Annotated in this window: 13 protein-coding genes and 1 pseudogene; 6 read left to right on the top strand and 8 right to left on the bottom strand. The window is 61.5% G+C overall.

Features of this window, described 5'->3' with window-relative positions:
* Positions 1-2: 2 nt before the first annotated feature.
* The 4 genes from I6F35_RS10630 to I6F35_RS10645 all read right to left on the bottom strand — a co-directional run bounded on the left by I6F35_RS10630 (position 3) and on the right by I6F35_RS10645 (position 11,942).
* Positions 3-9,791 (bottom strand): non-ribosomal peptide synthetase, encoded by a 9,789-nt coding sequence (locus tag I6F35_RS10630; RefSeq protein ID WP_225117611.1) that lies wholly within the window; start codon positions 9,789-9,791, stop codon positions 3-5.
* 63 nt (positions 9,792-9,854) lie between these two features.
* Positions 9,855-10,823 carry a TauD/TfdA family dioxygenase gene (locus tag I6F35_RS10635; protein WP_225117612.1) on the bottom strand — a complete coding sequence of 323 codons (969 nt, stop codon included), beginning with the start codon at positions 10,821-10,823 and terminating at the stop codon, positions 9,855-9,857.
* Between the two features lie 103 nt (positions 10,824-10,926).
* Entirely contained in the window at positions 10,927-11,676 is a 750-nt protein-coding gene (locus I6F35_RS10640) for an alpha/beta fold hydrolase (protein WP_225117613.1), read from the bottom strand.
* A 35-nt stretch (positions 11,677-11,711) separates the two neighbouring features.
* Complete coding sequence (locus I6F35_RS10645) at positions 11,712-11,942, bottom strand: MbtH family protein (RefSeq protein ID WP_225117614.1); 231 nt, start codon at positions 11,940-11,942, stop codon at positions 11,712-11,714.
* Here I6F35_RS10645 and I6F35_RS10650 point away from each other — a divergent pair.
* Positions 11,941-12,324, top strand: a complete 384-nt coding sequence (locus I6F35_RS10650) for a hypothetical protein (protein ID WP_225117615.1) — start codon at positions 11,941-11,943, stop codon at positions 12,322-12,324. The genes I6F35_RS10645 and I6F35_RS10650 overlap by 2 nt on opposite strands.
* On the opposite strand, the gene I6F35_RS10655 is transcribed toward I6F35_RS10650, so the two are convergent.
* Both I6F35_RS10655 and I6F35_RS10660 read right to left on the bottom strand, forming a co-directional pair.
* Positions 12,294-14,657 carry a TonB-dependent receptor gene (locus tag I6F35_RS10655; RefSeq protein WP_225117616.1) on the bottom strand — a complete coding sequence of 788 codons (2,364 nt, stop codon included), beginning with the start codon at positions 14,655-14,657 and terminating at the stop codon, positions 12,294-12,296. The two genes, I6F35_RS10650 and I6F35_RS10655, sit on opposite strands and share 31 nt — an antisense overlap.
* A gap of 350 nt (positions 14,658-15,007) precedes the next feature.
* A complete protein-coding gene (locus I6F35_RS10660) occupies positions 15,008-16,156 on the bottom strand; it encodes an amidohydrolase (RefSeq protein ID WP_225117617.1) in 1,149 nt (382 codons plus the stop codon).
* Between the two features lie 190 nt (positions 16,157-16,346).
* Here I6F35_RS10660 and I6F35_RS40475 point away from each other — a divergent pair.
* From I6F35_RS40475 to I6F35_RS10680, 5 genes and pseudogenes are all read left to right on the top strand, one after another.
* Positions 16,347-16,769: pseudogene (locus I6F35_RS40475) on the top strand (FAD/NAD(P)-binding protein); the annotation flags it as partial.
* Positions 16,770-16,772: 3 nt separating this feature from the next.
* Positions 16,773-17,741: a hypothetical protein gene (locus I6F35_RS10665; protein ID WP_346283154.1), complete on the top strand. Its 969-nt coding sequence runs from the start codon at positions 16,773-16,775 to the stop codon at positions 17,739-17,741.
* Between the two features lie 159 nt (positions 17,742-17,900).
* Positions 17,901-18,827: an L-lactate dehydrogenase gene (locus I6F35_RS10670; RefSeq protein WP_225117619.1), complete on the top strand. Its 927-nt coding sequence runs from the start codon at positions 17,901-17,903 to the stop codon at positions 18,825-18,827.
* A 221-nt stretch (positions 18,828-19,048) separates the two neighbouring features.
* On the top strand, positions 19,049-19,717 hold the full coding sequence (locus tag I6F35_RS10675; RefSeq protein ID WP_225117777.1) for a phosphate ABC transporter ATP-binding protein: 669 nt from the start codon (positions 19,049-19,051) through the stop codon (positions 19,715-19,717).
* Positions 19,707-20,549, top strand: a complete 843-nt coding sequence (locus I6F35_RS10680) for an ABC transporter permease (protein WP_225117620.1) — start codon at positions 19,707-19,709, stop codon at positions 20,547-20,549. The genes I6F35_RS10675 and I6F35_RS10680 overlap by 11 nt, the downstream gene beginning before the upstream one ends.
* 20 nt (positions 20,550-20,569) lie before the next feature.
* On the opposite strand, the gene I6F35_RS10685 is transcribed toward I6F35_RS10680, so the two are convergent.
* Both I6F35_RS10685 and I6F35_RS10690 read right to left on the bottom strand, forming a co-directional pair.
* A complete protein-coding gene (locus I6F35_RS10685; RefSeq protein ID WP_225117621.1) occupies positions 20,570-20,953 on the bottom strand; it encodes a hypothetical protein in 384 nt (127 codons plus the stop codon).
* A gap of 559 nt (positions 20,954-21,512) precedes the next feature.
* Positions 21,513-22,850, bottom strand: coding sequence for a glycosyltransferase (locus I6F35_RS10690; protein ID WP_225117622.1), 1,338 nt, complete (start codon positions 22,848-22,850; stop codon positions 21,513-21,515).
* Positions 22,851-23,226 lie beyond the last annotated feature (376 nt).

Consider the following 23,226-nt stretch of genomic DNA (forward strand, 5'->3'; position numbering starts at 1 on the left):
TCTCACATCCCCGCGGCGATCAGCTCTTGGAGTTCTTCCGCGTCGAATTCCTGCTCGATCAAGCCGATTGAGACAGCGCGGGCGAACTCGGCGAGTTCGGGATGACGGAACAGAGCCGAAAGTTGAACGGAGACGCCGAACTCCTGCGATACGCGGCTGAGCAGCCGCACCGCGAGCAAGGAGTGCCCGCCGAGTTCGAAGAAGTGATCGTCGCGCCCAACGCGTTCCAGCCCCAGCAATTCGGCCCAGATCTTCGCGAGCGCTGTCTCGATCTCGCCCTCCGGTTCCGTATAGCCCTGTCGCGCCACGACTCCATCCTGCGGCGCCGGCAGCGCCTTGCGATCGATCTTGCCGTTCGGCGTCAACGGCAATTGATCCAGCACCACGATCAACGGCGGTACCATGTAGTCAGGCAGAATGCCCGACAATTTCTCCCGCAGCGCCCTGCCGTCGAGCTCAGACCCGCCGCTCACGTAACCGATCAGTTGCCGTCCCGCGGCGGCCTCGTGCGTCACCACAGCCGCGGAGCGCACACCGTGTTGCTCCAGAAGACGCGCCTCGATCTCGCCGAGTTCAATCCGGAAGCCGCGGATCTTCACCTGATGGTCCGAGCGTCCGACATATTCGATCACACCATCCGCCCGCCATCGCGCCAGATCGCCGGTCCGGTAAAGCCGCTCGCCGCTGCCGAACGGATCGGGGATAAACCGCTCGGCCGTCAGTTCCCTTCGATTCAGATAACCACGCGCCAGGCCGCTGCCGCCGATGAAGAGCTCGCCCGTCACTCCGGCAGGCACGACGTTGAGGTCGCCGTCGAGGATATAAGCGGACCGCAAACCGATGGGCCGTCCGATCGGCGCGTATCGCCCCGGAGACAATGCCGTCTCATCGACCACCCATGCCATCGGCGCGATCACCGTCTCGGTGGGGCCATAGGCATCGATCAACAGGCTGACGTCCGTCGTGCGGCGGAACGCCTTGACCCCGATATCCGACCACGCTTCGCCGCCCACAATGCAGAGCCGCAGCGCCAACTTCCTGTCACGCTGCCGCAACGCCTCGCTTAACTGGTCGGCATAGGCCGGAGGCATAAAGATCGTCGACACTGAACGAGCTTCGATTTCACGCAGGAGGTCGTCGACCAGAAGGTCACGCGTTGACGGCATGACGAGCGCCCCGCCCGTCATCAACGGCACCAGCCAGCGCTCATGGGCGATGTCGAAACTGATCGACGCGGAATGGAATTCACGATCGCCCGGATTCATGCCGTAGAGCCGGCCGATCGCTTCGCAATGCATCGCCAGCGGCCCGTGCTCGACCGCAACCCCCTTCGGCAACCCGGTCGAGCCCGAGGTATAGATCACGTAGGCGAGGCTCTGCGGATGGATTTCGACCTCGGGGTTGCGGACGTCATCCGTTCCGCTCGGCTCCAGCTCGTCGAGACGCCAGGCCTCGACACCGGTCTCCCGCAGCACAGGCGCAAGACGCTCGCGCAACGCAGCCTGCGTCAACACTAGCGTCGCCCCGCTGTCGCGCAGCATGTGAGCCAAACGCTCGGAGGGATAATCGGGATCGAGCGGCAGGAAGGCCGCCCCCGTCTTCAGGGTAGCAAGCAGTGCAACCATCAGCTCCAGTCCGCGAGCGAGCGCGAGGCCCACCAGTCGATCCGGGCCAATGCCATGACGGCGAAGACGCCACGCCAGACGGTTGGCGCGCATATTCAGTTCGCGATAGCTGATCTCCTCATCGCCGCAAATCAGCGCGACCGCGGACGGAGACTGCGCGGCTTGCTTCTCGATCTGAGCAACGACACCGCCCGTGAGCGAGGAAGACTGCTGCGATATCTCTGAAGCCGCGCGCACCAGCGCCGCTCGCCCGCCCCAGTTCAGGATTCGTCTCGCTTCCTCATTGTCGGCGGATCCAAGATCGCCCAATGGTCGTTCGGTGCTCTCCGCAATCCGTCGCAGCAGCCTGCGCAGAGAATCCCGCAAAAGCGCAAGCCGGGCGCGATCGAAACGGCTGCGATCGTAGTTGAATTCAAGCTTGAGCGCGTCCGACCCGGCAAATACAGCGACCGCCAGCGCATAATTCGTCGGCGTGATGTGCTCCACCTGCCCCAGGCGGGGACCAATTTCGTTTTCGCCGAGCAAAGCCTGATCGATCGGATAGTTTTCGAACACCAGGATGCTGTCAAACAATGCGTGGCCCGCGTGACCCGCCAGACGCTGGATCTCGTAGAGCGGCGTCCAGCCATGCTCGCGCAACGCCAAATTCTGCTCCTGCAACCGCCGCAGCCACACGCCGACGGGGGTTTGCGGGTTTGCTTCGTCGACGATCGGCAGCGTGTTGATGAACAGGCCGACCATCTCCTCGGAGCCCGGCAGCTCCGCCGGGCGTCCGGATACGGTAACCCCGAAGCACACCGCGCTCTGTCCCACATGCTGTCGCAGGAGCTGGGCCCATGCCCCCTGCACGAGAGTGTTGAGGGTGATCCGCTCGCGCATCGCGAATGTCTTCAGACGCTCCGTCAGCTCGCGATCGACTGTGAAGGTCAGCCGGGCGTGGCCCGAAGCATTCGGGGCCGGGGCGTCCGCTGCCAGCGCATCCGCAAGGAGGGTCGGGGTCTCCAGCGCGGCCAGCGTGTGGTGCCAGAATGCGGCGGAGGCCTTGTGATCGCGGCTCTGCAGCCAGGCGATATAGTCGCGGTAGCTGCCATGCACCGCAGGCAGCGTGCCGCCGTTCGCATGCTGCAGTACCTCGGCGATCAAACGCGCCGAACTCCAGCCGTCGAGGAAGATGTGATGATGCGTCCAGATCAACCAGTAACGGTTGTCGTCGACCCGTATCAGCCGCACCCGCTGCAGCGGCGGCCGCGACATATCAAAGCTGCCTCGTTCGCGCCGTGATGCGTCCGCCAGCGGGGCATCCAGCTCGGAACGCTTTCCGTTACGCGCCGGCTCCGCGATGCCACGCCAATCCTCTTCGACAAAAGGTATCGCGACATGACGGTAGACCACCTGCTCCGCCGAGCCGGACAGATTCTGCCAGACAAAGCCGGTCCGCAGGGCCGCGTGACGGTCGCTCACCGCCTGCCATGCAGCGCGTAGTCTCGCGGGATCGACGTCCAGGACCTCGAGCCCGATCTGGTTCACATAGACATCATCGTCGCCGTCCCGCAGCGCATGGAACAGCATGCCCTGCTGCATCGGCGAAAGCGGATAGATATCCTCGACGTTGCGCCAGTCCAGCGTCGTTCCCAATCGATCGAGATCCGCTTGCCGGAGACCCGACAGCGGCACGTCCGACGGAGTGAGACCGCAAGCGCCGCTGGTGCAATGGTCAACCAGCTCCCGCAAGGCCGCCTCATACGATCGCGCCAGCCGCTCGACCGTCTCGCGCCGATAACGCCGGCGTCCATATCCGAACGACAGCCGCAGGCATCCCCCGCGTACCTCGCCATTGATGTTCAGCCATTCCCGCAGCGGCGCATCGGCGCTGCGGGTTGGGCCCGGGCTTTCGGGAGCGATCACGAAGGGTGAAGCCACGCCCACGCTGCCATCGAAGCGGCCGAGATAATTGAACACGATCCGGGGCTCCGGCAAGCGAGACAGCGCCTGGCGATGCTCTTCTTTGCCGAGATAGCGCAACACGCCATAGCCGAGCCCACGGTTCGGGACGGCGCGAACCCGTTCCTTCACCAGCTTGATCAACGTCGCATCATCGCTCGATGCGCCCTCGAGGCGCAGCGGAAATGCCGTCGTGAACCAGCCCACAGTTCGCGAAATCTCAGCGTCAGGGAATATGTCTTCGCGTCCATGGCCCTCGAGTTCGACGGTCACTTGGTCGAGACCGCTCCAGCGCCAGACCGCCCGCGCCAGGCCGGCGAGCAGGAGATCGTTGACCCGCGTCCGATACGCGGAAGGCGCTTCCCCGAGCAGCCGTGACGTCAGGGCCGCATCGAATGCCAGCAATACCTCTTCCCTGTCCGTGACGCGGTCTGTGCCGCCGTGACCGTCGTCGCAACGTAGATCGGTGGTCGGTCCGGACGCCAGCCAGAATGGCAATTCTGCCGCGAGCTCGGGCGTGGTCGCATAAGCCTTTAGGCGCGCGCCCCATGACGCAAAGGAGTCGCTCTTCGGCGGCAGCGTCACGGCTGCCGCGCCTTGTTTCAACTGATCATAGGCGGACGCGATGTCTTCCAGCAGCACCCGCCACGACACACCGTCGACCACCAAATGATGGATCGCGATTAAGAGACGCTGGCTATCATCCAGAAGCTCCATTCCAACCGCACGCAGCAGCGGACCCGAAGACAGCGACAGGCTCGCCTGCGCGGCGGAAGCGATCGTCGTGACCTGGGTCGCATCGATGGCTTTGGCGTGAACGCTGAGCAGATCCAACAGCGCGGGCGCTGCCGCGTGCTCGGCCCGCCATGCGCCGTCGACCTGTTCAAATCGCAGCCGCAAGGCGTCATGATGATCCGCCACCGCATCCAGCGCCCGACGCAGCACATCCCAGTCAAGCCTCGACCGTGGCACGAGCAGCACGGATTGGTTCCAGTGATTGCGGTCGCCAATATCGTCCTCGAAAAAGCGGAGCTGGATCGGCAGCAAGTGATGCATGCCGTTTGCCGCATCGCTTCCGGCAGATGCCTCCGCCTGCGATTTCCCTTTCTTCGCCGTAGGCGCAGCGGTTACGGTCGCAACGCCTGCCAGCGCCGCCACGGTCTGCTGCGCGAACATTTGTTTCGGCGTCAGGCGGATGCCGCGCTTACGCAAACGCGAGATGATCTGAAGACTGAGAATCGAATCGCCACCCAATTCGAAGAAATTGTCGTGGCGGCCAATCTGTTCGCGACCGAGCACGTCTTGCCACACAGTTGCGATCGCCTGCTCGATCTCCGCTATCGGCGCCGAATAGGCCGCAACGACGGAGTCCTCATCCGGTTGCGGCAACGCGCTGCGATCCACTTTGCCGTTCGGCGTCAACGGCAGCCGGCTTAACAGCACGATGCGCGAGGGCACCATGTAATCGGGCATCAGCTCGGCGAGATGCTGCTTGATAGCCTCCGGCTTCAGCGCCGCGCCGGATGCCGGGACGCAGTAGGCAACCAGTTCCTTGCGTTCCTGCTCAGCCCCGATGGCACGGGCAACAACAATGGCATCCTCGATCTGCTCCAGCGCCTTGACGGCACGCGTGACCTCGCCGAGTTCGACGCGGTAGCCACGCAGCTTGATTTGATCGTCGCCGCGCCCGAGGAACAGCAGTCGCCCCGATTGATCGCAGCGGACCATGTCTCCCGTACGGTAGAGCCGCTCTCCGGGCGCTCCGAATGGATCGGGAACGAAACGCTCGGCGGTCAGGCCGGGCTCACCATGATAATCCCGCGCTAGCCCAGCGCCGCCGATATAGAGTTCGCCGATCACTCCGATCGGAACCTCGTTCAGCGCAGCGTCCAGTACATAGGCCCGCAGATTGGCGAGCGGCAGGCCGATGGGCATCTGGCCCGCCGCGCGTTCGGGCTGGTATTCATGGGTGACGGCGCCGACCGTCGTCTCCGTCGGGCCGTAGTGATTGAGGATCCGACACTGCGGACGCAACTGACGGATATCGGCGAGGAGCGCCGCATCGCAGGCCTCGCCGCCCAGGATGAGGACGTCGCGGGGCAGCAGATCCGCAGAGCGAGACGCCTGCAACAGTCCGCGCAGATGGCTCGGGACGATCTTCAGGATGCCAACCTCGCCGTCCCGCATCGCACGCGCGAACAAATCGGCGTCGAAGGCAGCTTCCGGAGACAGAAGATGCAGCGTCGCTCCAGTCGCGAGCGCCCCGAACAGCACGGTGTGACCGAGATCGGCGGCCACCGTCGAGACCATCGCCATGCTCGTGCCGGGCTCAGGTCGCAGCCGCCGCAGCAAGGCCTGAACATAGTTGGCCAGCGCTCCGTGCGAGACCGAAACGCCTTTCGGAGCTCCGGTCGATCCGGACGTATAGATCACGTAGGCAGTCTGCGCCGGGCTGATCGCGAGCCCCAGGGGAGCATCGGATGCGCTTTCAAACGTCGCATCGTCGTTGGCATCGAGCACCGCGCAACCGAGCGCTGCTGACGGCGCCAACGTGTCGCCCGCCGCGATCACAGTTCCAATGTTGCCATCCGCAAGGATGCGGCGTACCCGCTCGAGCGGCCATTTCGGATCGAGCGGTACGTAGGCGCCACCCGCCTTCAGCACGCCAAGGAGAGCTGCGACAAAGGCGGGTGACCGCTCGATCCACAGCGCGACCGGCACTTCGCGTGTCACGCCGCTTGCGGCCAGCGCCTGGGCGATGCGGTTCGACTTGCTCTCGAGCTCTCCGAACGTGACCGCTTCGTTGCCGCATCGGAGAGCGATGGCGCTCGCGTGATCTGCTGAAGCCGCACGATAGAGACTGACCAGATCGACAAAATCGAACGCCTCCGTCTCGCGTGGCACACGCTGACGGTTCGTCTCATCGATCGCAAAATCGGATAGTGGACGGTCGGCGTTGTCAGCGATCTGCCGGAGCAGCGAGCCGAACTGTGAGGCGATACGCGAGATCGTTCCGGAATCGAACAGGTCAGTGGCGAAGTTAAACGTTGCCTTCATATCGCCGGTGCCGTCGACGATGTCGAGTGCAAGATCAAAATGCGAGCCGGCGAGATCGACAATGCGGGTCTCAGCCGAAAGGCCATCGACTCCATCGAAACCGCGCGGCGCCGTCATGTAGTTGAACTTCGCCTGGAACAGGGGATTGTGCCCACCGCTGCGCTCCGGCCGCAAGGCGTCAACGAGCGACTCGAAGGGAAGATCCTGATGCGCAAGCGCGGCGATGACCGACTCCTTGACCTGTTCGAGAAGGTCCAGGAAACTTGTCCGATCGTCGATCTCGGTGCGCACCACGAGCGTGTTGACGAAACACCCGATCAGTCGTTCCACCTGCGCATGACGACGCCCGGCCGCGGGAACGCCGACGCGCAAATCGTTCTGCCCGGTATATCGATGTAAGAGAGCCTTATAAGCGCCGAGCAGCAGCATGAAGACACTCGCGCTGCGTTGCTTGGCGATCTCTCTGAGCCGAGTAGCAAGAGCTCGGTCGATATTCAGGCCGATGGTGTCGCCGCCATGGCTCTGCGTCGGCGGACGCGGCCGGTCGTGCGGGAGCGCCAGCACGGGGTGGGTCGCGCCGAGCCGCGCGCGCCAGTATGCGAGTTGCCGAGCCGCTTCGCCTGACGCGAGCCAGTTTCGCTGCCAGGCCGCAAAGTCCGCATATTGAATCTCGGGCGCCGGCGGCGCGCCGGCGTCATCATGGATGAAGCTGCGATAAAGTCCGGCCAGTTCCTCGAGCAGGACGTTGAGCGACCACCCATCCACGACGATGTGATGGGCAAGCAGGAGCAGTTCGTGCTCGTGATCGGAAAATTGCAAGAGAACCGCGCGCAGCAGCGGTCCTTCGATGAGATCGAACGGCTTTTCGAGCTCGGTCCGGGTGAGATCGGCCGCGCGCCCGGCCTGGTCAGGAGCGAAACGACGCAGATCTTCGTGGCGGACCGCGACATTCATGGTGTCGTGAACCACCTGTCTCCCCTGCCCGTCTTTCGCGGTGAACGTGGTGCGCAGCACCTCGTGGCGCCGAACGATCTCGGCGATCGACCGGGACAACAGGCTATGATCGAGCTTTCCTTTCAGGCGGATCGTGCTCGCGGCCGTATAGGCCGTCCCGGCCGGATCCATGTTCCAGAGGAACCAGAGCCGTTCCTGCGCATGGGACAGGACCAAGCGGTCGTCGGCCGAAGCCGGCTTGATCGGCGGCAGGACTCGTCGCGGCCCGTCACGCGCCATTGCGTCGACCATTCCGGAGAAGGCTGCAAGCGTCGGCGCATCGAAGAAGCCGCGTAACTCCAGCTCGATGCCGAGGCGTTCGCGGATCGCAGCGGCGACCTGCCCAGCGGTGATCGAATTTCCACCCAACGCGAAAAAATCATCTTCGCGGCCGACCGACTGCACGCCAAGCGCCTCGCACCAGATCGCCGCAACGGCACGCTCCTTATCGGTCGAAGGCGCCGCAGCAGCACTGTCGTGCCGACTGCCTCTTTCGAAAACCATGAAGCTGTCGAGCGTGCTGTTCGCCCAGCCTGCGCTGCAGGCGGACCGCTGCAGCTTTCCGCTGGTGGTGAGCGGCATCGCTTGCGGGTTCAGCAGAATGACGACGGCTGGATATTCCTGCGCCTGTCGAACCACCGCCTCGCCGATGGCTTGGGCCAGAACCTCGGGTGGCGTGCGCTTGAGCACAATGCGGCTGAACTCGGCAGCGACACCGATCCCTTCTTGGCCATCGATCTCGACTGGAAAGGCAGCGACACGGCCCTTGCGAACGGCCGAGACGTCGGCTTCCACCGCCTCCTCAATGTCAGTCGGATAGATGTTTTGCCCGCGAACGATCAAGAGGTCCTTGAGCCGACCGGCTACGACCAGCGCGTCATCCTGCATGAAGCCAAGATCGCCGGTACGCAGCCAGCGCCGGCCATCCCGCTCAACGAATGCGTTTCGCGTAGCCTCCTCGTTGTTCCAGTATCCGAGGGCAACGCTCGGCCCTGCTACCCAGATTTCGCCGACCTCGTCAGGCTTTGCCGCGCCCGCCCCATCCTTGCGCATAATGCGCACGGCATGATCGGCCGGCGGCCGACCGCAAGCCACGAGAGCGGTTCCTTCGCCGCTGCTTGCAACGCGACCGGCGGCAAGCGCCGCGGTGTCGATCGTGTGGCTGACCGGCTCACACACGCGCTCGCCCGCCGTCACGAGCAGAGTTGCCTCGGCCAGCCCGTAACAGGCAGTCAGCGCGCGCCGGTTAAAACCCGCTGGCTCGAACCGTTCGGCGAACCGCTGCAACGTGCTGCGACGGATAAACTCCGAGCCCGAAAACGCAAACCTCCAGCGGCTCAGATCGAGCCTTGCAAGCGCCTCATCGGAAATTCGGTCGGCGCATAGCGAGAAAGCGAAATCGGGTCCACCACTGATCGTCCCGCCGTGACGATCGATCGCCTCCAGCCAGCGCCGCGGTCGCTCCAGGAAATTGCGCGGCGACATCAGTACTGTGGTAAATCCAGTGAAAAGTGGATTCAACAACCCGCCGATCAGTCCCATGTCATGGTAGAGGGGTAACCAGCTTACAAAGACGTCATCCGCCGTTCCGTCAATCACGGCCTGCATCGCGCGCTCATTGGCCGCCAGGTTGGCATGCGAAACGCAGACGCCTTTTGGCTGGGACGTTGATCCAGACGTGTATTGAAGGAACGCGATCGCATCCTTGTCGAAGTGTGCCTCTCGCCAATCGGCCGCGAGCTCGGCGCGTACCGCGTCCACCTCGATGAGATGGACGTCACGATGGTTTGCCAGCAATGCTTCGACGTCGCCGTGCAGGGCCGTCTCGGTCAGGATAAAGCGTGGTGTTGCGTCGCGCAGAATTCCGTTGAGGCGTCCGGCATAACGCCGCGCGCCGCCCTCCGGCGGATAGGCGGGAACAGCGATCACGCCCGAATAGAGGCATGCATAGAATGCGATGGCATAGTTGAAGCCGCTCGGGAGCAGGATCAACGCCCGTTCGCCCGGAGCCCCAAACTGCTGCAACACTGCGGCAACGGATCGAATGCGGGCGTCGAAAGCAGCGAACGTCAACTCGCCCGCGACGTCGTCACCCTCGATAAAGCGCAGCGCCACCCGATCCGGCCGTGATGCGGCGTGGCTGCGCAGTCGTTCGACGAGGTTGTCTTTATGCATGTTCAAGAAATCCACTACCGGCGCGATATCGAAGATTTCGCATCACGGGCGATCGAGGCCCGCTCAGCTCTTCCGGTTCGGTTCGGCCATTGCGACGATCACCCTGCGTGGTCCCTTGAAGGGCTCCCGGGCATGAGCCGCCAGCATGTTGTCGAGCATGGCAACATCGCCGGCCTGCCAGGGGAAAACGATCTTGTGCGTGTCGAGAACGTTGCGCACGACCGTCAGCGTTTCATCGTCGATCGGCGAGCCGTCGCCATAGAAGACGTTGCGCGGCAGATCCATTTCGTCATCGACAATGTCGAGCAGGCTCTCCCGGACTTCGGGTTCCAGATTCGAGATATGGAACAGATGGGCTTGATTGAACCAGACCCACTCACCGGTCACGGGATGACGCGCCGTGCCTTGGCAGACCTGCCGGGTCCGGAGTTCGCCGTCGTCCTTCCATTCGCACTCGATCTCATGCATGGCGCAATAGGTCTCGACCTCCGCCTTGGAATCGGTGCCGAACACCTGCTGCCAGCCGACATCGAGCCCGCTGCCATAGTTGCGCACATACATCACGCCCTTCTCTGCAAAGCGGTCGCGGATCGTTTGCGGCATATCTCGATAGATCGCACGGCTGTCGGCGATCGGTGTCTCGCCGCCCTCGAGCGCCGGCTGCATGCAATAGAACCAGATCTTCATCGGCCAGTCGCGCGTATAGGCCTGCTCATTGTGTAGCGGAATATGCTGATGCGGCGGATACTCGGTGGACGTGTAGACGCCGGCGGTGACCTGCGAGCGCGGCGTCGATCCGAATTCATAACTGAGCAGCGGATGACCGAAGCTTGCCGCGAAGGTGCGGAAGGCGTCAGGACCGTCAACGGAAAAGCCACGAAAGACAATGCCGCCGCAGGCGATCAAATGCCGGTCGATGGCGTCGCGCAGCATGGGAAGCGCCGCGCCGAGCGGTTTGCCGGCGTCATCGGCCTGCAACAGCATTGGCAGGCTCCTGCCATCAAGCAGCGGTCGGATGGAGAATGCGCTCATGATCCTGATTCCGTATGAGAGCCAATGTTCAATTCGGGGACGGCTGTCGCTCTACGCCACGAATTGCAGAATTGATGCAGGCTGCGCGCTGTTGCGCAGAAGACTAGATGCGCGGCTGCAAGCCTCCTTGCCCGTGATCCCGAAGTTCCGACTGTGATCGGTTTGATTGGCGTGACAGTGCCGAACAGATGAGATCCAGCATCCGGGCCTGCTGCGTGTGGATGAAGAAATGGTGACCTGGCAGGATGTCGAGACTGAACTCCGCCAGCGTCTCTCGTTTCCAGGCCATCAGGGACTCGTAGCCGGTGTCGTCATCCTCGCCCCCGAAGACATGGATTGCACACGGCAATGGAGGTCGCGGCCGGTAGCTATAGGCTCCACACATCAGGAAATCGGCACGGAGCACCGGCAATGCTGCTCGCATGATCTCCGGATTCGACAGCGCCTCATCCGGAGTTCCCTGCAGATTGCGCAATTCATTCAGCAGCGCTTCGTCACTCAGCGGCAGGCGCCATCTGCTGCCATCTCGGACGGCCGGCGCCTCCGTGCCGGAGGCAAAGAGGATGACCGGAACTGGCGCGCCGCGATCAAGCAGACTGTGAGCCAGTTCGAACGCCACCAGCGCACCGAGACTATGCCCGAACAGGGCATATGGACGATCAACCTGTGCATGAAGCTCCGAAGCGAGTTGCTCGGCGAGCTTTCGCGGATCCGTTGCCAATGGTTCGTCCATGCGTGCGCCGCGCCCCGGCCACTCGACCGGTTGGACCTCGATCCATGACGGCAGCAACCTGCGCCATCGCGCATAGACCATGGCGCTGCCGCCGGAATAGGGTAGACAAAAAAGCCGCATCGCAAACGGCCTCCGCGAATTTCAGATCGGCAGCGCTAGCGTGTGGTCGTCGACGGAACGTTTTCGTCCATGAATTTGCGCAGCGTCAACGGCCGCATGTCGGTCCACACTTGCTCGATATGATCAAGGCATTCCTTCTTGGAGCCTGTCTTGCCGACAGCCTTCCAGCCGTTTGGAATTTCCTTGAACGTCGGCCAGATGGAATATTGTTCTTCGTGATTGATTACGACGGTGAACGTAACGTCATCCCTGTCGAAAACCATCATGCTCGACTCCTTCTCGAAAAAGGAAAGCGATGGCGCTTTGACTAGGACAGAAGCAGATGATGGTCAAAGCAATATCGTCGCCGTAGTTTTTATTGCCTCCAAGGTGACACTCGCACGAAACCACAACAACTGCGTGCGCCTCGCGACGCATCGACAAGTGACTGATCTACAACGCAATCCGCATCGATCGAATGCTAGCCCTTTGGAACATTGTCGCCGAGGACATTGTTCTGCGCGCCGTCGCAGCTTTTCATCGCAATCTCATCAACTTCGTCGAACCGCTGACAAAAATACCGCCGTGGACGAAAATCCACGGCGGTCGATGCTGGAAATCAGCGACGTGATGCAGTCTCAGAAATTGAACGTCGTCGACACCAGATAAGTGCGGGGCGCGCCGAGCGTGATCACGCCGCTATAGGCCGATGCCCAGTAGGACTCGTTGAAGACATTTTCAACAGAGGCACGAACCACGATCGGCTTGCCGTTCCAGGGCGAGACGAAGGTGTATCGCGCGCCGAGATCCACCCTTGTCCATTCCGGCAGCGTAAGTGTGTTCGCGACGTTGACGTACTGCGAGCTGGTGTAGATCACCCTTCCGGTCAGCGTAAGATCGCGCACGAACGGCAGGTCCCACTCCGCACCGATGTTGGCCGTGACGGCCGGCACGCCTATGGCTGTCCTGCCATCGGTGAGACCGCCGGGCGTCCTGACCTGTTCACCTCGAATCAAGGCCACGCCGCCCAGCAACCGAATCGCGGGCGTGATCTCACCAAACACGTTCAGTTCCACGCCGCGGTTGCGCTGCTCGCCGTTGAGCTGCTGCGAGGGTTGCGGCACGCCGGGCACCGCGATGATGCTCGGCTGAGAGATGTCGAATACGCTCATGGTCGTGGTGAGGCGACCCGTATCGATCTTTATGCCGGCCTCAACCTGTTTGGTCTGGGCGGGCGGAAACACGGTTCCCACATTGGAAAACGCACCGGACACGACGACCGGTGTCTGAAGGCCCTCGATGTAGTTCGCATAGAGCGAAATATTTTCGACGGGTTTCACAACAATCGCGTAAGCCGGCGTCCATACCGAAGCCTCACGCTCTGGCCTGCTTAACGCTGGCGTGAGAAAATTGTCGACCTCGCTCCCCGCGGTCTGACGGCGGACGGCAACGGTCAGCTGAACGCGCTTGTTCAGGAATGACACCGTGTCGGAAACACCAACGCTCCAGAGGTTGACGTTGGTCATCTGATTGGCGCCGACCACCGTGAAATTGGGACGAGGAATATTGGTCGGCTCAGTGTAGAGATTCCAGAAAATCGTGCCGCCACCCCGGGGTGTCAGAACGCGCTGCGTATAGGTTCGATCGTTGATCGAGTAACCGACGTTGATCGCGTGATTGACTGGACCCGTATCCGCATTGATGCGGACGCCGGCTTCGCCTGCAAAGGTCTCGAACGTATCTTTTCCGCTGAGCGGGTTCGACGCCAGCCCTCCCAACTGGAAGCGTCCCGGAGGTGATGATGCGGCACCTGGCGCAGTGTTGGTGATGATGGGGGACGGATAGGCATAGTTGATATTGCTGTCGTGATAACCAAACGACGCATATGCGGTCATCCAGTCGGTGAGATCGACCTCCCCTCTCACGGTCGAGAAGAAGTCTGTCGGTTCATAAAACGCCCAAGGCACCTGGAAATTGGTCCCGGCCTTAGGCGGTGGAGGAATTAACGTTGTCGTTGGCGCGATGGTGAAGAACCGCAATGGCGGATTCAGGACGTCGGCCTGGTAACCGATATCGACCGCCATGCGCGCGTTCTCGCCGCGATAGTCAAGGCCCAGCACCACGTTGCCAAATTCGTCGTTCTGGCGATTCCAGGGCGTATTACCGTTCCGATAGGTACTGTTTAGCCGAACGCCCCATTCCTTGTGCTCGCCGTAGCGCCGACTGACGTCGATGTTTTCGCCAAACTGCGACCTGGACGCGTACGTACCGGTCAGCTGCGTAATATCAACGTCGGGCGCATGCTTGGTAATGAGATTGACGCTCCCGCCGACCGCGCCGCCGCTCGCGACGCCGGTGCCTCCGACCGTCATGCCGTTGAGCACAGCGCTCGGCCCCTTCAGCACTTCAACCCGCTCGATGAAATTCGCGCCTGTGGAATAGCACGGCGCGATTCCGTAAAGTCCGTTCAACGCATAATCGCAGCTGTCGTAATAGAAGCCGCGGATGAACAGACTGTCGGCGCCACCGCCTGCCGCCTGCACCACCCTTACCGACGGATCATTCGCCAGAACGTCGCGTATCGTACGCGCCTGCTGGTTCTGAATCAGCTCCGCCGTGTAGCTGGTCTGGTTGAACGGCGTATCCATCACGCTGCGGTTGCCCAGAAGCCCGAGGCTTCCGCCCGTTGCGACCTGCCCGCCGGCGTAGGGAGCCGGCGGCGCGCCAAGCGTTCCGGTCGAAGGCGTCACATAGGGGACCGGCTCCACCCGGCGAGGAGCCGGGGCAGCAACGCGCCTCTGCACGCGCGTCGTCGACGTCTGGGGCCTCTGGCTCGTCTGCCGCACCCTTGGTCTCGACGGTGCGTCTACAGTTACGGGCGGCAAATTTCCTTGCGCAAATACTTTCTGACTATCCAAAAAGTCCAATGAAAGCGCAAGGTAGCTCACCGCTCCCAGCGAAACAGCACGCAGAACATTTCGCGCCCCGACGTCATACGTCATGCCTAACACCCCCAGGCAACTTGCAGATCCCAGAGTCGTCCTAACACACGCTTCCGCAGGGGTGGAGGAACACCCGATAGAAATGGTCTAAGCTCGCAATGCTCACCTGGCGAATTGCTCTGAGAGCCAATTTAACAGCGGTGAAACAACATCATGCGTTCTTTGAAATCATTCTAAAGAATGCGCACCGTGCGCGTGATGAACGCTGGTGGCCCATGATGATTCTGTAACCGAAAGGACTGCGCATCCTGCCTGGCCGAGATTCGGGAATTCTTTCCATGAAAGCTCGGGAATTTATGGCAATCACATCTCTCGATTCGGCTTCCGACAATTCAGACAGCGCACGGACTTCAACCCAGCAAATCTCGCAACGTACGCATGAACACTCTCGAGCCGATTTCGATCAATTCGTCCGGAAAATCATAGTTCGAAACATGCAAGCCGGCATGGTCCACGCCGGCGCCGAGAAAAAACATCGCGGATCTTGACCGCCGATTGAACAGGCCGAAATCCTCCGATCCCCGCAACGGAAGTCCCTGCCCCGAATATTCGATCTCTTCCGCATCCAGCGCATCCTTCAGGCGGGCAACGGCCTCCGGCGCATTCGTGCAATGACCGAACACGTCGCGGTAGACGACATCGACTTCCAACCGCTCACTATCCGCAACGCGCCTGACTAGCTGCTCCGCGCTTGAACGAAGAGTTTCCATCCTTGCGTCCGTCAACGTGCGAAGCGTCAGCCAAACTTCGGCGTATCCTGGCGAGATGCCGAACGCCGGCTCTCCCAGCCGCGCATGGGTCACCGTGACCATTGAGAACTCCTGATCGAGCGTCCCTCCCCGTCCCAACCCGGTGATATCGCTCAACAGTCGGACGACAGCTCGTTGCGGAGAAACGCCCAGCTCCGGATTTGACGCATGCGCCGTTCGCCCGGACAATTTGATCTGCATGCCGCGTGATGCGCAATTGACCAAGCCATCGGCAATAGCGACATGCCCCAGCGGGAGACCCGGCAGGTTGTGCAAGGCGAATACGAAATCCGGCTGCACTTGATCAAACTTCTTGTCGGCAAGGACGGCCGCGGCGCCCGATCCATCCTCCTCAGCCGGCTGAAACAGCAGCAAGGCTTGCCCGCACCGCGGGCGTTTTCGACCGAGGCCGCGCGCGACTGCCGCCAGAATGGTCATATGACCGTCGTGACCGCACAAATGGGCTTTTCCGGGCGTTATGGATCGATGCGGTCTCGCAGATGTCTCTTGAATCGGTAGTCCGTCCAGCTCGGCGCGAAGCATGATCGTTGGGCCAAGTGCATCGCCCCTGTAGATACCGAGAACACCATGCCCACCGAGTTCCGTAACAATCTCATCCGCTCCCGTCGCCCGAAGCAGGGCCTGCACGGCCTGCGCTGTCTCTTTCTCCTGTCCCGACAATTCTGGCCTGCGGTGGAGGTTACGTCGCCAGATGATCAGTTCGGCCAGGTCTTGCTCGCTCAGGAACATGGGAGCCCGCTTTCAAAAAGTTCGCCATCAACGGAGTGGGAATTTTCCCTGCGGCGACGAAACGAACTACGCAGCCGCCGGTTCTCAGAAGTGAACCACCCCTCCTGACGGAGTTGGAGAAATCAAGTTATCTTTTTCTGCGGCCGAGCATTTCCCGTGCTACACTGACCTGATGTGACGGGCAATTGGCATGAGCCGATCCGCATCGCGGCACGCGATCATCATTGGCGGTGGGGCCAGCGGCGTTCTGCTGGCCTATCAGCTCTTGCACCATCCAGCTTGCGATTTTCACGTAACGCTGATCGAGAAGCGCCCGGACATTGGGCGTGGCCTTGCCTATCACAGCGGCAATCTCGAGCATCTGCTCAACGTGCGCGTCGCCAACATGAGCGCTCTGCCGGACCAGCCCGATCATTTCTGGCGCTGGCTTACCTCGCGTGGCGCGGACACGCTGCTCTGTCCCGACCCCTATTGTTTCGTACCCCGGCGTATCTATGGAGACTATATCGCCAGCCTGCTCGGGCCATTGACATCCAACGCAGGTGCCTCCCCGCGACTCTCGATCGTACAAGGCAGCTGCGTTAGCGTCAGCGAACGTCCGACCGACGTCGTGGCGATGCTCGATGACGGCAGGCGTTATGTCGGCGATATCGTCGTTCTCGCCACTGGGCACGACACCAGATCCAGTTCTCCCGGCTATCTCGATCCCTGGGTATCCCCGGCTAGCGCCGGCATCGCCAACGACGACGCTGTGCTGATCCTTGGAACTGGTCTCACCATGGTCGACTATGTCTTGTCGCTTCTCGCTGATGGACACCGTGGGCCGATCATCGGCATGTCACGACGCGGTCTGTTGGCGAAAGCTCATCGCCGCGCCGACCCGGTGCGCATTGAAGAGAGGGAGGTTCCGTTCGGCGTCGATATCAGCCGACTGCTGCGCTGGATTCGTGGCCGTGTCGATACGCACGTCGCCCAAGGGGGCGACTGGCGCAGCGTCATCGATGGCATCCGGCCCTACACGCAGCGGCTCTGGCGCGAGCTTCCGCCTGCCTCCAAGCGACGCTTCCTCGAACATGCACGCGCCTGGTGGGATGTGCATCGCCATCGCATGGCACCCGAGGTGGAGGCAAGGATTGCACATGCTCTTTATGCCGGCCATTTGACCCTCGTGGCAGGGAAAATAATCGGCATTGAACCCAACGAAGCGGGTGCCTCGGTTCGTTACCGACCACGCGGCCAGCGCGAAATCCGCAGCCTAGAGGTCGGCGCCATCGTCGATTGTACGGGGATCGTCAAGGATCCTCGCGCCAGCGCCAATCCCGCCGTTCGCAGTCTATTCGACCAAGGTCTGGCACGCGTCGATCCTCTTTGCATCGGCATCGAGACCAGCGCTGATTGCGCGATCATCAATCGCGACGGCGTTCCGTCACGGCGGCTGTTCGCCGTGGGGCCACTCACCCGCGCCGCATTCTGGGAGATCATCGCGATCCCCGATATCCGCACTCAATGTGCCGCGCTGGCCGCGATGCTCGCCACCAATGACGAGGAGCAGCAGTTCGAACGTTTCGGCGCACAATCGCCTTAGCCGGCGAATCCATACGCACGTCTGCCCTCACGCGTGAGGGCTTTCGAATAAGCACGACGCTTGCGATCAAGCACCGGTGCACTCGCTTTATCGCTCAGCGCCCCTCCTCTATATTCGCATGAGGGCAAGGGTTTGGTACCTGCGCAGGAGTGATAGACGATGCGGAAAGTCGGAATTGTCGGGGCCGGCGCGGTCGGCGCCGCCTGTGCGATGGCGCTGGCTCTTCGGCGCAGCGCGGACGACGTCGTGCTCGTGAACAGGACACCGGCGAGGAGCGTCGGGATCGCCACGGATATCACCTACGGAGCGGCGATGGGCGATATGACCGGTGTTCGCAGCGGCGACATCGCGGACCTGGCCGGCTGCTCGGTCATTCTCCTGACGGCCGGCGTCAACGAAAAGACCGGAGGCGCCACCGACCGGAACGACAAGGAAGGTCGGCTGAAACTCCTCACCGCCAATGCCAAGATCTACCGGGAACTCGTTCCTGCCATCGCCGCTGCTGCGCCGGACGCCGTGGTCATCGTCGTGACCGATCCGCCGGATCCGCTCACCGACGTCGCCCGCGCCGCGGCCGGGCACAAGCGCGTGTTCGGCACCGGTACCTTCCTTGACAGCCTGCGCTTCCGGACGCATCTCGCCCGGCACTTCGGCGTTGCTCCAACCGCCGTAGATGCCCTGGTGCTCGGCGAACACGGGACTTCGAGCGTCTTTCTCTGGTCGGCCGCCCGAATTGCCGGCAGTCCGGTCGAAACACTTCTCGATCGGCCGGCGGAAACAAAGCAGCAGATTGAGCGCGACGTCCGCCAGGCCAACATCACCATCATCGAGGGGATCGGCGCCAGTCAGTACGGGATCGGAATCGTCTCCGCGCGAATAGCCGAGGCGGTTCTGCGGGATGAGAAGGTTGTTCTTCCGGTGTCGAGCCCGCAAAAAGCTTTTGGGGTCAGCCTCTCCCTGCCCTCGGTGATCGGAGCTGCCGGCATCGAGCGCATTCTCATGCCGCAGATGAGCGAGCGGGAAGAGGCGGCGCTCCGCGCGAGCGCGCAGCAGATCGCAGATGCGTCTGCTCGTTTGAAACAGTAGGATGATCGCATCCGAGCCACGCGACTCTCGGCCGAAGCCGTCGCAGCCAAAGCCGCCGCCGTTTTGGTGGACCTCGGGATTAGCATAGCGGCAATTCAGCAGCGCGTCGTGGCGAAAGAGACTCTGTGACGAACCCTGCCCTCTCGAACGATCCCGCCGACGCAGCAGCGTTCGCGCGCATACCTGGTCGAGGCGAGAACCGGCCCCAGCCGGGGATCGTGATGCTGGAAACGAGGCATCTGTCGCGGAGCGTCGGGCAGCGACTGCTCGTCAATGACATCAGTATGCAGGTCGCGACGGGTGAGATTCTCGCCGTCGTCGGCCCGAGTGGAGCCGGGAAGTCGTCGTTCCTGCGGCTGCTCAACCGGCTCGATGAGCCCACCGCCGGCTTGGTTCTGCTCAAGGCCACCGACTACCGGTCAATCGCGCCGCAGGAGTTGCGGCGGCGCATCGGCATGGTCATGCAGACGGCTTTTCTGTTTCCCGGCACCATCTCTGCGAACATCGCTTTCGGACCGCGGCAGCGCGGTGAAATCATGGCGCCGACACAGATCGCAACACTGCTCGAACGGGTCGGCTTATCGGGGTTCGCCGACCGCGACGTCGGCAATCTTTCCGGAGGCGAGGCCCAACGCGTGGCGCTGGCTCGAACGCTGGCGAATGCCCCTGAGGTTCTGTTGCTCGACGAGCCGACCTCCGCGCTGGATGAGGCCTCCGTGCGCGGGGTCGAGGAACTCGTACTCGGCATTGTTCAAGAGCGGAGAATGGCGTGCGTGATCGTCACGCACAACCGTGAGCAGGCAGTCCGCCTTGCGGACAGAACCATGATCATGGAAGCGGGCCGGCTTGTCGCGATCGGCGCAACCAGGGAGGTGCTGCATGCTGACTGAACTGGAGGGCGGCATCGGCAATGACGTCTTGATGGGTCTCGCCCAGGCTGTCGGCGCCATCGTGCTGTGCGCAGCGGTGGTGGCGCTTTGCCGGTGGCATGCCGTTCGCGTCGAGCGCGAAGCGGCCGTGTCTATGGCACGCGGCCTCGTGCAGATGGTTCTCGTTGGAATGGTGCTGGCGGTCTTGCTGCACGGCAGCCTGCTGATTGGCACTCTCATCCTGTTGATGATGACGATTGCCGCAGCATTCACGGCCGCTCGCCGCCTCCAGCAAATGGAAGGTGCGCTACTGCTGTGCTTCTGGGCGATTGCCGCCGGTGCGGGAACCGTGATCGCGGCGATGCTCGCGACCCGGAGCCTTCGGGCCGACATCGCGATCCTCGTGCCTGTTGGCAGCATGATCATCGCCAATGCGATGAATGCATGCGCGCAAGCCGCCGAGCGCTTCCGGGCCGAGATTCTAGCCCATGTCGGTCAGATCGAAGCAGGCCTCACGTTAGGTGCGGAGCCCGCGGCTACAGTTGTGCCTTATTTTCAAAGCGCCGTCTATGCGAGCCTTTTGCCCCGGCTCGATATGCTGAAGTCTCTCGGGCTGGTGTGGATCCCCGGAGTTATGGCCGGCATGATGGTCTCGGGCGCCAGTCCGGTCTACGCGGCCATCTACCAATTCGTGGTTGTTGCCATGATCTTGGCAGCATCAGGAATCACCGGCTTGGTCGCCACCATTCTCATTCGGTCACGCGTATTTACTTCAGCGGCGCAATTGGCGTTTCGCCCCAACGAAACGTCGACGTCACGCGCTGCGCTGAGGCAAGCTCATCCAGTCCAGTAAGTAACTCGGACGGTCATATATCAACTCATGCTGCCCGGCATGAAGCAACGCGGTTTCGGATGACCGTCCTGATAATACGGCCACACCATCGCTCGGCCGGCGAGATTCGGTCCGTCGACGACAGCTTCCCTGGGGACGTCGACCCACTCGCCATCGATGCGCACCCGATAGTGACCATCCTTGCTTTCCCAATCGGCGTCATCGACACGCTTTGCATCTGTGCCGTCACAGCAGGGGCCCTTGCCACTGTGCAGGCTCTCATACCAATGGTTCAACTCGGGATGCCCATAATCGTGTGCGCGGGCGGGCCCGAATGCAAAAAGTGACAGCAGGATAGCAAGAATAAGAAGCGCCGGCTGCCTGCAATCCGTACTCATTCCATGAATAATCCGTGCTTTGATCATATCCGATACCCAACTCAGTATGCTGTTCGCGTAGCTCGCAAATCGCGTGCCAGCGGATTGATCGTGCAGCACGAATTTTGCTCTCGCGGTGATTATTTCGCGAGCAGTCCGATCACGATTGGAGTTTCTCATTGCGATCAAGAACGGCCGCTACGCTGCGCGACGATCGGTGATGCCGGCCGCGTCATTGTTCTGCCTGTGATGGAGATAGGACTGACCATGTCCACATCAATTGTATGATTCTTCTCATACCATCACGTTGCCGAGAGTGGTCGCCCCAGTCGCCTGATATGCGGCATTGATTCGTGTGCGCTTGCGACGATGTTCGCAAGCCCTCGCGATTGATTGATCGTTCGGGGTTTGGCATCGTGACGCCAGACGCAGCGGGCGACGAATGGGGGTTTACCGGGCCGAACCTCACAAGATGCCTGAACCGCTCGCAACATTTTGGCGGCCCGCAAAGGTCGATGTCGCCGTTGCCGCCTCATTCGCGCTGACGTTGTCAGTACGACGCCCGGAGTGCAGCACGTCGCTCGGCCTACGAAAGACCAACGCTCTATTATTCGCCTGAGGCTTCTATTCCGGCTGGGGCGGGCGATTTGCGAGAAGCGCGCCTGGTGCCTTTCTGCATTGCCGACGGCACGCGACCCGGCCAAAAGTTCCGCGGCGAAGACGTGGATGACGCCTTCAAGTCGAGGATACGACGCATTCGCGGTATGCAGACCTGCTCTGCATCATAGTGATCGATAACGAAGCGGCGCGCGGCCTGCCGGATCGATGCGAATCGTCTGGGTTCCTGCAGCGCTTCAATCACGCGTGCGGCCAGCTCATCGACTGCGAAAAACGGAACCAGCACCCCGTTCTCGCCGGAACTGATGACCTCGCGCACCGGAGGCGTATCGGATCCAATCACCAGGCAGGCGGCGCTCATCGCTTCCAGCACCGACCAGGACAGCACGAAGGGATAGGTCAGGTAGACATGTGCGGATGATACCTGGAGCGCTGAAATGAACGTCTGATATGTCACGCCTCCCATGAAATGGACGCGCGACAGATCCAAGTGATCGCGTACCTCGTCGAGGAAGATCGACTTCCAGGTCTTGCCTGCCGGTGGGGGAAGTCCATAGGACAGTCCGTCCCTGCCGATGATGACGATTTGTGCATTGGGTCGCCGCCTGAGGATCTCAGGGAGCGCACGCATAAAGACGTGGTAGCCTCGCAGCGGTTCGAGATTGCGTACGACGAACGTCACAATCTCATCCGATTGCCCGACTTCCCGGCCGCTCGGCAGCATTAGACGGGCCTGCGGATTCGGCCGCACACGCGATGTAGCAATTCCTTCATGTATCACTTCGATCTTGCTTTGATAATGCAAGGGAAAGGTCGATTGCTGCCAATTGGTAGGCGAGATTCCGAGGTCGCAATCTGCCAGCGCGAGCAATGTCGTTGCATTCTTGAGCTGCAGCCCGATATGGCCGTCCAGTCCGGACATCGGAAACTCCGGATCGAATCCGATGTCGCGCCCCTCGGCGCCGTAAAAGAATTCGCAATAGACGAACAATCTTGCCCTGGGAAACATCGTGCGCAACGGCAGCGTCTCGCCCCATCCAGGATGGGCCAGAATCAAGTCCGGTGCGAAGCCTGACGCAGCCAAGGTTGAAAGGCTGTAGAGAACTTGCTCTGCGCGCCGGCACTCAAGGTCAAATCGTCTGGCAAAAGGATGAGTTCCGGAAACATCGGCCTCGGGCAGCATATATTTAATCAACTTAACTAAAGGCATCGACTGCGCACTCGATGCACCAACGGCAACGAGCTCGAAGCCGGGTTCGTTAGCCAGCGACTCCGCCAGATTGCGGTACTGCGCCGGGAAGTTATTGTGAACGAATAAAATCTTCATCGACGATGCTGTCGCCTCTGCTTGGAGCTGTGCGCCAATCGAGAATGAACTGAAGCTTGCGCGTTGTGCTTATAGCAAGAATCTTCTGCGGCGCAGGTATCAATCGCGAGTCATCAAACGATCATTCGACACGCCGCCGATGTGTTGGCAAAGTTCCCAATGATTAGAATGCTGCAATTCTGCATCGACTGAAGCGCTTTCACTTGTTCTGACATCTTCCTGCCCCAAAATTCGTCGATTAGTCGCAACTACATGCAACTTTTGGTTTTGCCTTGGGCATACAAATGTTGAAACTCGGTGTAGTCTTGGGAATGCAAGGGCAAGCGTGTGGGCAACGCTATGAAATTCAAACGACCTCCTTCCGACTGCCAACCGC

Origin of the sequence: Bradyrhizobium sp. BRP22 (genome assembly GCF_020194175.1) — a bacterium.
Taxonomy (GTDB): Bacteria; Pseudomonadota; Alphaproteobacteria; order Rhizobiales; family Xanthobacteraceae; genus Bradyrhizobium.

Coding starts and splice junctions, on each gene's coding strand:
- I6F35_RS10630 (WP_225117611.1), bottom strand. CDS start 9,791: ATGCATAAAGACAACCTCGTCGAACGACTGCGCAGCCACGCCGCATCA.
- I6F35_RS10635 (WP_225117612.1), bottom strand. CDS start 10,823: ATGAGCGCATTCTCCATCCGACCGCTGCTTGATGGCAGGAGCCTGCCA.
- I6F35_RS10640 (WP_225117613.1), bottom strand. CDS start 11,676: ATGCGGCTTTTTTGTCTACCCTATTCCGGCGGCAGCGCCATGGTCTAT.
- I6F35_RS10650 (WP_225117615.1), top strand. CDS start 11,941: ATGCTCGACTCCTTCTCGAAAAAGGAAAGCGATGGCGCTTTGACTAGG.
- I6F35_RS10645 (WP_225117614.1), bottom strand. CDS start 11,942: ATGATGGTTTTCGACAGGGATGACGTTACGTTCACCGTCGTAATCAAT.
- I6F35_RS10655 (WP_225117616.1), bottom strand. CDS start 14,657: ATGACGTATGACGTCGGGGCGCGAAATGTTCTGCGTGCTGTTTCGCTG.
- I6F35_RS10660 (WP_225117617.1), bottom strand. CDS start 16,156: ATGTTCCTGAGCGAGCAAGACCTGGCCGAACTGATCATCTGGCGACGT.
- I6F35_RS10665 (WP_346283154.1), top strand. CDS start 16,773: ATGCTCGATGACGGCAGGCGTTATGTCGGCGATATCGTCGTTCTCGCC.
- I6F35_RS10670 (WP_225117619.1), top strand. CDS start 17,901: ATGCGGAAAGTCGGAATTGTCGGGGCCGGCGCGGTCGGCGCCGCCTGT.
- I6F35_RS10675 (WP_225117777.1), top strand. CDS start 19,049: ATGCTGGAAACGAGGCATCTGTCGCGGAGCGTCGGGCAGCGACTGCTC.
- I6F35_RS10680 (WP_225117620.1), top strand. CDS start 19,707: ATGCTGACTGAACTGGAGGGCGGCATCGGCAATGACGTCTTGATGGGT.
- I6F35_RS10685 (WP_225117621.1), bottom strand. CDS start 20,953: ATGATCAAAGCACGGATTATTCATGGAATGAGTACGGATTGCAGGCAG.
- I6F35_RS10690 (WP_225117622.1), bottom strand. CDS start 22,850: ATGAAGATTTTATTCGTTCACAATAACTTCCCGGCGCAGTACCGCAAT.